The organism is Dietzia sp. SYD-A1 (assembly GCF_015356725.1).
GTDB lineage: Bacteria > Actinomycetota > Actinomycetes > Mycobacteriales > Mycobacteriaceae > Dietzia.
The window spans coordinates 1-8,644 of sequence record NZ_JADDKI010000497.1 but is presented as its reverse complement, the minus strand read 5'-3'; the positions used below and the strand labels follow the sequence as shown (position 1 = coordinate 8,644).

Genomic DNA, 8,644 nt, shown 5'->3' with positions numbered 1-8,644 from the left:
CGGTTGGCGATCCGCGCCCGCGACGGACGGCATGCCTCGCAGGATCGCGAGGGCCAGCCGGTGGAGGTGGACACCGACACTCACCACGAGCTCGCACGGGAGGCGGCGGAGGCCTCGATCGTGCTGCTGGCCAACGACGACGGCCTGCTCCCGCTCTCCCCGGGCACCGGCGTCGCGGTGATCGGCGCGTTCGCCCGCGAGCCGCGCATCCAGGGCGGTGGCAGCTCCCGCGTCTCCCCCACCCGGGTCGACGTGCCCCTGACGGAGATCCGCCGGATCGCCGGGGACGACCGCGTCACCTACGCCGCGGGTTTCGGGGCGGGTGACGACGCCGGCCGCCTCCTCGCCGAGGCGGTCGCTGTGGCATCCGACGCCGAGGTGGCCGTCCTCATGCTCGGGCTGACCGACGACCAGGAGTCGGAGGGGGTGGATCGCCCGCACATCGATCTGCCCGGTGACCAGCTCCGGCTCCTCGACGCGGTCGCGGCTGTGCGGGACCGGATCGTGGTGATCCTGTCGGCCGGATCCGTGGTGGACCTGGCCCCCGTGGTTCCCCACGCCACCGCGATTCTGTCCGGGGCGCTGTTGGGACAGGGCGGTGGCCGGGCGCTCGCGAGAGTGCTCTACGGTCACGCCTCCCCGTCCGGGCGACTGGCCGAGACGGTCCCGCTCCGCATCGAGGACGCTCCCAGCTGGGACAACTTCCCTGCCGAGGACTCGCACCTGCGGTACGGCGAAGGAATCTTCGTCGGCTACCGCGGATACGGCCACCGGCGTCGCGAGGTGCGCTTCCCGTTCGGCCACGGCCTGTCCTACACGCGGTTCGAGTACCGGTCCCTGTCCGTCGTCGCCGGGGACGAAGGACAACGAGGCGACGGAGGGCGGGCCGAGGCGATACGCACCGAGGAGTGGACGGCACGGGTGGAGGTCCACAACACCGGCCCGGTCCGGGGCCGCGAGATCGTCCAGATCTACTCCTCGCTCCCGGCGTCGGTGCGCAGGCGGGCGACGCGGGAGCTCGTGGGATTCGGGCACATCGATCTCGATCCCGGGCAGAGCGGGGTCCTGGAGGTGGCTGTCGAACGCCGTGACCTGGCGTACTGGGACGAGCCGGCCGGGAGGTGGCTGGTGGAAGGGGGCGGGTACGTCTTCGCCGCCGCCGCGTCCAGTAGGGACATCCGGGTCGAGGTCACCGTGCCGATCACCGGCGATCCACGCCCGGTCCGGATCGACCTCGAGTCCACCATCGCCGAGGCGATGGCGGACCCCGACGCACGACTGATCCTCGACGAGGTGTTCCGCCCGCTCGCCGCGAATGCCGGCGACGCGAGCGGCGCAGTGGGGGCCTCGATCGAGGACCTGGTGGGGTCCATCCCCGTGGGTCGGATGCTCTCCGGGTTCCTGGGCCTGGACCGGCAGGCGGTGGCGGGGATCGCCGAGCAGCTCGCCCGGATCCACCGGTGAACTAGGTGCTCCGGCCGGTCGCTCGACGCCTGTAATGCAAGAGCACGGTGCCGCTGTCGAAGACGCGATGTTCGACCAACTCCAGGTCGAGTTCGGCGCCCGGCGGCAGCGCGCGCAGGCCCCCACCGACCACCCTGGGGACGACGAAGAACCGGAAGTCGTCGACCATCCCGGCGCTGATCGCCTCGCTCGCGGTGGTGGGCCCGAATATCTCGACCTCGCCCGCCGCGCCGTCGACGATCTCTCGGAGCCGGGCGGGATCGAGACGCGGCAGCAGGAGATCCCGGGCGGAGAGCAGGTCCGCCTCGGCCATGGTCTCCGACACGGCGATGTGTGTGAGGTCCTGCCACCGACGGGCGAACTCGTGCTCGTCCGGGCTCCAGGAAGCGTCCTCGGGTTCGGCCTGCCAGTAGGTCATCAACTGGTAGGTGTTACGCCCCAGGATCTCGTGCGATATCGACCCCATTCGTTCCACGTGAAACCTGAAGACGTCCCCGCCCGGCGCGGTCCAGGCGAAGTCTCCGTTCGCGTCGGCGGCGTATCCGTCGATGGAGATGGTGGCGGTGTAACTCAGCGTTCCCATGGTCACTCTCCGCGGATCGGTTCTCGGATGATCTGGCGCCTCATGACGATCCGGGGAAAGCCCCCCGCCACCGAGGTGGTATCGGCGACCTTGACGAATCCCGCCTCCTCGAACAGGGAGCGGAACCCCACGAATGCCATCGTCAGATTGACCTTCTCCGCACCGTTGTCCACGGGCACCGCCTCGACGGCGGGCGCACCGTGATCACGCGCGAACTCGACCGCGCCCTCGACCAACTCGCGTGCGATCCCCCGGCCCCGGTACCCGGGGCGGACGCGGACGCAGAAGATCGACCACACGGGTTGCGTGTCGACGGTCGGTACCACCCGGGACCGCGCGATAGGGAGATCGCGGCGCGGCGCGACTCCCGCCCATCCCACGGGTTCGGATCCGAGATAGGCGAGCACTCCCGGGGCGACCTCCCGCGAGCACAGGTCGCGGACGAACTCGCCACGGGCGGGCCCCAGCAGGGAGGTGTTGGTCCCGGAATCCAGTCGGTGGCTCAGGCACCAACACACGGTGGCATCCGGGTTCTTCTTGGGGCCCAGCAGTACCGCCACGTCATCGAACCTGTCCGCCGGACGCACCTCGATCATCGCTGCGCTCCCATTGCGAGGTGCCATCGAGGCCATCCTTGTCCGAGGTGTCTGGCGCTCCGGCGGGCTGGGATGCCGGTGCCCGGTTCTCGGATCTGAGACTAGTACCCGCCCACAGAGCGCCGACAGGATTCGCTCGGTCGAGCGCGACCGGTGGATCACCTCCCGAACCGGGACGCGTCCGGACCCCGTCGCCCCAGGGCCGTGTAGAGCGCCACCCACTGCCGCGCGGTGAGGTCCTTGGGCAGGGCTCCCGGGGACACACCGGCCCGGGCGAGGGCTCCTCGGACCGCCGGACGTCGCCGCGCGGGCGCCACCGAGGCCAGGATCGCGATGAGGCCTCGGCCTCGGCCGGTGAAGACGGCGTGCACGAATCGGCGATACTCGCTCCGATCCCGGTCCGGCAGGAGAGGACGGGGCCTCCGGGCCAGGACGAGCACCGCCCCGTCGACGGTCGGTTCCGGACGGAAGGCCCGGCGGGAGACGCGGCGGTGCAGGGTGAAGTCGATCCACGGCCACCACTGGGCGGTCATCATGGTCGCTCCCCCGACCCCGGCGCGCCGCCGCGCGACCTCCCACTGGACCAGCAGGACCGCGGTCGTCGTCGAGGTGGAGCGGAGCAGCTTTCGGAGGATCTCGGTGGTGAGGTGGAAGGGGAGATTGCCCACCACCACATGCGGCGTGGCGGGCAGCGGCCACCGCACGATATCCGCGTGGACCAGATCCACGCCGGCGGTGAGCGCACGCCGGAGGTGTTCGACCCTTCGGGCGTCGATCTCCACCGCGGTCAACGGGCGCCCCAGTGTCTGCAACGGTCTGGTCAGCGCACCCCGGCCGGGCCCGATCTCGATGATCGGCCCCGAGGTGTCGTCGACGATGTCGATGATCGCGTCGACGACGGTGGTGTCGGTGAGGAAGTTCTGGCCGTGCTCGTGTCGGCCGCCACGATAGGTGGGCATGTGTGGACGCTCCGGAAAGAGGAAGTGCCCGGGCATGCGAGAGCGCCGCCCGGCTGGACCGCGGAGCGGCGGAAGCGTCCTACAGGAGGGGATCCGCCGCTAGATGCGACGGTCCCGGATCACTGTGGCGAAGCACGTCATGTCTGGGAGTGTAGCCGACCACCCGCGCTCGCCGTTCGAAACTGTACCAACCGTACGGTACAGTTTAGGGATGCACTCCGCGCCCTCGTCGACGACACCGGACACCTCCCTGCCTCCGTGGCAGCGCTGGACCGTCCTGGGCGTCGTCTCCTCGTCTCTGCTGCTGATCGCCCTGGACAACACGATCCTCTACACGGCGCTGCCGACGTTGACCAGAGAGCTGGGGGCGAGCAGCTCTCAACAGTTGTGGATGATCAACGCGTACCCGTTGTTGATGGCCGGGCTCCTGCTGGGCTCGGGTGCCCTGGGGGACCGCGTGGGACATAAGCGCATCTTCCAGGTGGGCCTTCTCGTCTTCGGCGCCGCCTCACTCGTGGCGGCCTTCGCGCCGACGGCGTGGACGCTGATCGCCGCCCGCGCCCTCCTGGGCGTGGGTGCGGCGGCCATGATGCCGGCGACCCTCGCGCTCATCCGCCTCAGCTTCTCCCACGAGCGCGAGCGCAATCTCGCCATCGGCGTCTGGGCGGCGATCGCGACCGTGGGCATGGCCCTGGGGCCCATCGTGTCCGGTGTGTTGCTCGAGCACTTCTGGTGGGGGTCGGTATTCCTCCTCAACGTCCCCATCGTCCTGCTCGCCAGCGCGGTCATGCTCGTCGTCGGGCCACCCAACCTCACCAACCCCGCCCGGCGCTGGGACGCCCTCTCCTCGGCTCAGGCCCTGGTCGGCATGGCCGCGGCGGTGCTGGCCGTCAAGACCTGGGCCGAGGCGGATGCGGACCGGACACTGGCGGCAGCGGCCACGGTGGTCGCCGTCGTCACCCTCACCGTCTTCGCCCGGCGCCAACGGCGACTGGCGACTCACACCGAGCCCCTGGTGGACTTCTCGATCTTCCGCAACCGCGGCTTCAGCGGAGGCGTGGTGGCCGCGGGGGTCAGTGTGTTCGCCATCGTCGGACTGCAACTGGTCATCACCCAGCGCTACCAGCTGGTCGAGGGGTTCAGCCCCCTCCAGAGCGGTCTCGTGGTGAGCGTGCTCGCGGTCGCCTCGCTCCCCTTCGCCCTGTTCGGCGGCGCCGTGCTGCACCGCGTCGGTCTGCTGGTGCTCATCGGCGGGGGGATCGCCGCGGCGGCCGTGGGATCGGTCATCACCGTCCTCGCGGCCGCACAGGACTCGTTGGCGTTGCTGGTGGTCGGGATGGTCGTCATCGGCGCCGGGCTCGGTGCCTCGATGTCGGTGGCGTCGACAGCCATCATGGGCAACGTTCCCCCGCGCCGCGCGGGCATGGCCGCCTCCCTGGAGGAGGTGTCCTACGAGTTCGGCGGGCTAGTCGGCGTGGCCACCATGGGCTCGCTGCTGACCCTGGTCTACGCGAGGGCGATCGAGCTGCCGGCAGGGTCCCAGGGCTGGGGGGACCTGCCGCCCGCCGCGGCGTTGGCATCCCGGGACGCGCAGGTCGTGGCGGCGGCCGGCGAGTCGTTCGACGCGGCGTTCCTGTCCGTGCTGACGGCGGTGGCGGCCGTGATGGTGATCGGCGCCGTGGCGTCGGCGGTGCTGCTGCGGAACTACACCCCGGGCACGCCCTCGCAGCTCTACCCGAACAATCACTGAACAGGCCCACGACAGCCCCCGACCACCCACACACCACGATCCGGGAGCAGGTCCCATGCGACAGTCCAAACGCGACACCATCCTCGAGGCGGCCAAGCGCCTCATCCAGCGCGACGGCGTCACCGCCCTGACTTTCGAGTCCCTCGCGGCGGAATCCGGCCTCACCAAGGGGGGCCTGCTCTATCACTTCCCCTCGCGCGACGACCTCCTCCGGGGACTGCACGCCCACGTGGCCGGGCGGTGGGAACAGTGCATGGAGTCCGAGGCGGGAGGGCCAGCCGCAGAGGTCGACGACGACGCCCGGTTCGCCGCCTTCGTCCGCGCCTCGCAGTTCCCCGACCGCGCGGAACTCTTACTGATGTTGGAGGCGGTGGAGAATCCCGCCACCAACGCGATCTGGGAGCGCGTCTACAGCCGGTGGGTCCCGGACGCCCCCGCGGCCGTGGACGACGACGTGATGACCTTCATCGCCCGGCTCGCCGCGGACGGGCTGTGGCTGTACGAATCGCTGGAAACGCAGAAGCTCGACCCGGCGGTACGCGCGCGGGTCGTCGAGGAGATCATCAGACTGGCGGGGTGAGGCCTGTCACGGATCGATCGCAGACGCCTCTCCCCGATCGTCGATGCGCCGATCGCCGCCGCCCCGGCGGCTCGCCGTCGGACAGTGCCGCCAGCGGTCGTCAGCGGTCGTCAGGGTTCGTCGGCGGTGCCGAGTTCCCTGGTCGACACGAAGGTCATCAGATCCAGAAGACGCGCGGTGAGCGCGACGCCGTCGGGCGTCAACGAGTACTCGACGTGCGGCGGTACGACCGGCCTCGCCTCCCGGTGGACATAACCGTCGGCCTCGAGGGCGCGGAGGGTCTGGGACAGCATCTTGTCCGTGATCCCGGAGGCGCGGTGGCGCAGTTCGTTCCACCGCAGTGGCTCGTCGTCGGACAATGCCGCCAGCAGCAGTGGCGCCCATCTGCTGGTCACCCGGCTCAGTGCTGCCCGGGTCGGGCAGTTCTCGGTGTAGACGCCCTCGCCGAAGGCCGACGCCAGTCTGACCGGCCCCTGACTCACCTTCATGCCAGTACCTTACTTGAAAGTGGGTACCCGACTTCGGAAACAGTATGGCGTCGGGGTCGGTTGTCAGTGAGTGTCAGCTCGTTGACGCCCACCGGGTCACGGACCGAAGCCCCGTGCCCAGAACCCCAGGAGAAGACCCATGACCTACCTCGTGACCGGCGCCGCCGGGAAGCTCGGAGCCCTCGTCGTCGACGCGCTGCTCGACCGGGGCGTGACACCCGGCGACGTCGTCGCCACCGCCCGCGACACCGACCGGCTGAGTGCCGTCGCAGCCCGTGGCGTGGTGACCCGCCGCCTCGACTACGACGACCCGACCTCGGTGGACGCCGCACTGGAGGGTGTCGACCGGGTGCTCCTGGTGTCGTCCAGCATGGTCGGCCAGCGGACCGCCCAGCATCGCACCGTGATCGAGGCCGCGGCCCGGCACGACGTCGAGTTGCTGGCGTACACCAGCATCCTCCGTGCCGACTCCAGCTCGCTGAGTCTCGCGACAGAGCACCTGCAGACCGAGCGCATCCTCGCGGACGCGGGAGTGCCCCACGTCCTGCTGCGCAACGGCTGGTACCTCGAGAACTACACCGACCAGGCCCGCACCCAGGTGGAACAGGGCGTGTTCGGCGCCGCCGGATCGGGACGGATCAGCGCCGCGGCCCGGGCCGACTACGCTGAGGCCGCCGCGGTCGCCCTGCTCGCCGACGACAGCGCGGGCACGGTCTACGAGCTCGCGGGCGACTCCGCCTTCACGATGGCCGACTACGCCGCGGCCCTGTCCGAGCGGGCCGGGCGGGATGTGACCTACACCGATCTGCCCCGGTACGAGTACACGGCCCTTCTGGTCTCCGCCGGCGTGCCCGCCCCGTTCGCGGAGATTCTCGCCGATACCGATCGGGGCGTCTCGGCCGGCGAGCTCTTCGACGACTCCCGCACCCTCAGCACCCTCCTCGGCCGGCCCACCACGACACTTGTCGAGGCCGTCGAGGCGGCGCTGGCCTGACCGCGCGGTCGCCTGTGCCCCGGGGCTGAGGGTATGACCTACCCGGCGGTCGGCTCGAACAGTTGCTGCCCGATATAGGTCTGCCCGTCCCTCAGCCCCGGGGGGATCGCGAACACGGAGCTCGTCAGATGCTGCAGGTACTCGGTGAGCAGGTCGAACTGCATGCGCGCGAGGAGCGGGGTGAAGTGTCGACGCGGGTCGCGGACGAAGGCGATGAAGAACAGCCCGGCGTCGAGGCGACCCAACTCGTCGGAGCCGTCGGTGTAGTTGTAACCGCGCCGGAGCATGTGCACTCCCGCGTTCCGGGTGGGGTGCATCAGCGCCACGTGGCTGGCCTCGGGGATGGCGGGTGAGCCGCCCGCCGAGCGCGCGGTGAAGTCGGGGGCGCTGGACTCGTCCCCTCCGGACAACGGCGCCCCGGAGATCTTGTCCCTGCCCACTGCGTTCTCCTGGTCGCGCAGGGGGAGTTCGTCCCACACCTCCATGGTCATGCGGATCTTGCGGGCGCAGAGGTAGGTCCCGCCGGCCATCCAGTCCGCGGCGTCGTCGTCCTGCCCCACCCAGACGAAATCGCGGAGCAGTTCGTCCTGGTCCCCGCGCAGCGACGCGGTCCCGTCCTTGAAGCCGAAGAGGTTCCGCGGCGTTGCCTGGCCCGCCCCGGTGGACGAGGTCCGCCCGTATCCGAGTTGGGTCCACCGGACGGTGGCCCAGCCGAACGCGATCCGGGTGAGGTTGTGGATCGCGTGCAGCGCCACGAGCGGGTCCTCGGCGCAGGCCTGCACCACGAGGTCGCCCCCGCTGCGGGCGGCATCGATCTTCTCGGCCGCCATGCGCGGGATGTCCTCGGCCAGCGGCGCGGGTAGCCGGTCGGCCAGACCGAATCGGTCGCGCCCCTGCGCGTCCCGGAACAGGGTCTTGCCGAAGCCGATGGTGATGGTCAGTCCGGAGGCGCCGAGGTCGAACGCTTCTCCGGTGTCGTCGGGGGGCGCCGATTTGGACACCCGCATCGAGTCGACGGGCAGCCCGGCCGTGAGGTTCTCGGCTGCGCGGGTCCATGCGGTGAGCAGGTCGATCAGCGAATCCCTGTCGCGGGCCGTCACGTCGAACGCGGTGAGGTGCATCTGTTGCTGGGCGGGGGTGGTGACTCCCTGCTGGTGGTCGCCACGGAAGGGGTAGGTCAGCTCGCCCGCGGCCGCGGCTGCGCCCGGGGTGCGACCTCCCGCCGTCACC

At 70.5% G+C, this 8,644-nt stretch carries 9 protein-coding genes; 4 read left to right on the top strand and 5 right to left on the bottom strand.

The genetic code is table 11. From position 1 onward, the window contains the following. Positions 1 to 1,464 (top strand): glycoside hydrolase family 3 C-terminal domain-containing protein (locus IY392_RS16095; protein WP_194861762.1); only part of this gene is annotated, 1,464 nt, incomplete at its 5' end. A gap of 1 nt (position 1,465) precedes the next feature. Here IY392_RS16095 and IY392_RS16090 read toward each other — a convergent pair. From IY392_RS16090 to erm, 3 genes are all read right to left on the bottom strand, one after another. Next, complete coding sequence (locus tag IY392_RS16090; RefSeq protein WP_107757762.1) at positions 1,466 to 2,047, bottom strand: dihydrofolate reductase family protein; 582 nt, start codon at positions 2,045 to 2,047, stop codon at positions 1,466 to 1,468. 2 nt (positions 2,048 to 2,049) lie between these two features. Continuing rightward, positions 2,050 to 2,670, bottom strand: a complete 621-nt coding sequence (locus IY392_RS16085) for a GNAT family N-acetyltransferase (protein WP_228549520.1) — start codon at positions 2,668 to 2,670, stop codon at positions 2,050 to 2,052. A gap of 131 nt (positions 2,671 to 2,801) precedes the next feature. After that, positions 2,802 to 3,602 carry a 23S ribosomal RNA methyltransferase Erm gene (gene erm, locus IY392_RS16080; RefSeq protein WP_194861761.1) on the bottom strand — a complete coding sequence of 267 codons (801 nt, stop codon included), beginning with the start codon at positions 3,600 to 3,602 and terminating at the stop codon, positions 2,802 to 2,804. A gap of 211 nt (positions 3,603 to 3,813) precedes the next feature. Here erm and IY392_RS16075 point away from each other — a divergent pair, with 211 nt between their 5' ends. Both IY392_RS16075 and IY392_RS16070 read left to right on the top strand, forming a co-directional pair. Then, positions 3,814 to 5,352 (top strand): MFS transporter, encoded by a 1,539-nt coding sequence (locus IY392_RS16075; RefSeq protein WP_194861760.1) that lies wholly within the window; start codon positions 3,814 to 3,816, stop codon positions 5,350 to 5,352. 55 nt (positions 5,353 to 5,407) lie between these two features. Continuing rightward, positions 5,408 to 5,932, top strand: a complete 525-nt coding sequence (locus tag IY392_RS16070; protein ID WP_182613592.1) for a TetR/AcrR family transcriptional regulator — start codon at positions 5,408 to 5,410, stop codon at positions 5,930 to 5,932. 110 nt (positions 5,933 to 6,042) lie between these two features. On the opposite strand, the gene IY392_RS16065 is transcribed toward IY392_RS16070, so the two are convergent. Continuing rightward, the gene (locus IY392_RS16065; protein WP_182613591.1) at positions 6,043 to 6,420 is read right to left on the bottom strand and encodes a helix-turn-helix domain-containing protein; all 378 of its coding nucleotides are present in this window, start codon (positions 6,418 to 6,420) and stop codon (positions 6,043 to 6,045) included. A gap of 139 nt (positions 6,421 to 6,559) precedes the next feature. Between IY392_RS16065 and IY392_RS16060 the strand changes: the two genes are divergently transcribed. Continuing rightward, on the top strand, positions 6,560 to 7,414 hold the full coding sequence (locus tag IY392_RS16060) for an NAD(P)H-binding protein (protein WP_194861759.1): 855 nt from the start codon (positions 6,560 to 6,562) through the stop codon (positions 7,412 to 7,414). Between the two features lie 38 nt (positions 7,415 to 7,452). Here IY392_RS16060 and IY392_RS16055 read toward each other — a convergent pair. Next, a partial coding sequence (locus IY392_RS16055; protein ID WP_194861758.1) for a Dyp-type peroxidase occupies positions 7,453 to 8,644 on the bottom strand: 1,192 nt, incomplete at its 5' end.

What these genes read in the sequence shown, in the direction of transcription:
- IY392_RS16085 (WP_228549520.1), bottom strand. Translation starts at nt 2,670, where the DNA reads ATGGCACCTCGCAATGGGAGCGCAGCGATGATCGAGGTGCGTCCGGCG.
- IY392_RS16075 (WP_194861760.1), top strand. Translation starts at nt 3,814, where the DNA reads ATGCACTCCGCGCCCTCGTCGACGACACCGGACACCTCCCTGCCTCCG.
- erm (WP_194861761.1), bottom strand. Translation starts at nt 3,602, where the DNA reads ATGCCCACCTATCGTGGCGGCCGACACGAGCACGGCCAGAACTTCCTC.
- IY392_RS16060 (WP_194861759.1), top strand. Translation starts at nt 6,560, where the DNA reads ATGACCTACCTCGTGACCGGCGCCGCCGGGAAGCTCGGAGCCCTCGTC.
- IY392_RS16090 (WP_107757762.1), bottom strand. Translation starts at nt 2,047, where the DNA reads ATGGGAACGCTGAGTTACACCGCCACCATCTCCATCGACGGATACGCC.
- IY392_RS16070 (WP_182613592.1), top strand. Translation starts at nt 5,408, where the DNA reads ATGCGACAGTCCAAACGCGACACCATCCTCGAGGCGGCCAAGCGCCTC.
- IY392_RS16065 (WP_182613591.1), bottom strand. Translation starts at nt 6,420, where the DNA reads ATGAAGGTGAGTCAGGGGCCGGTCAGACTGGCGTCGGCCTTCGGCGAG.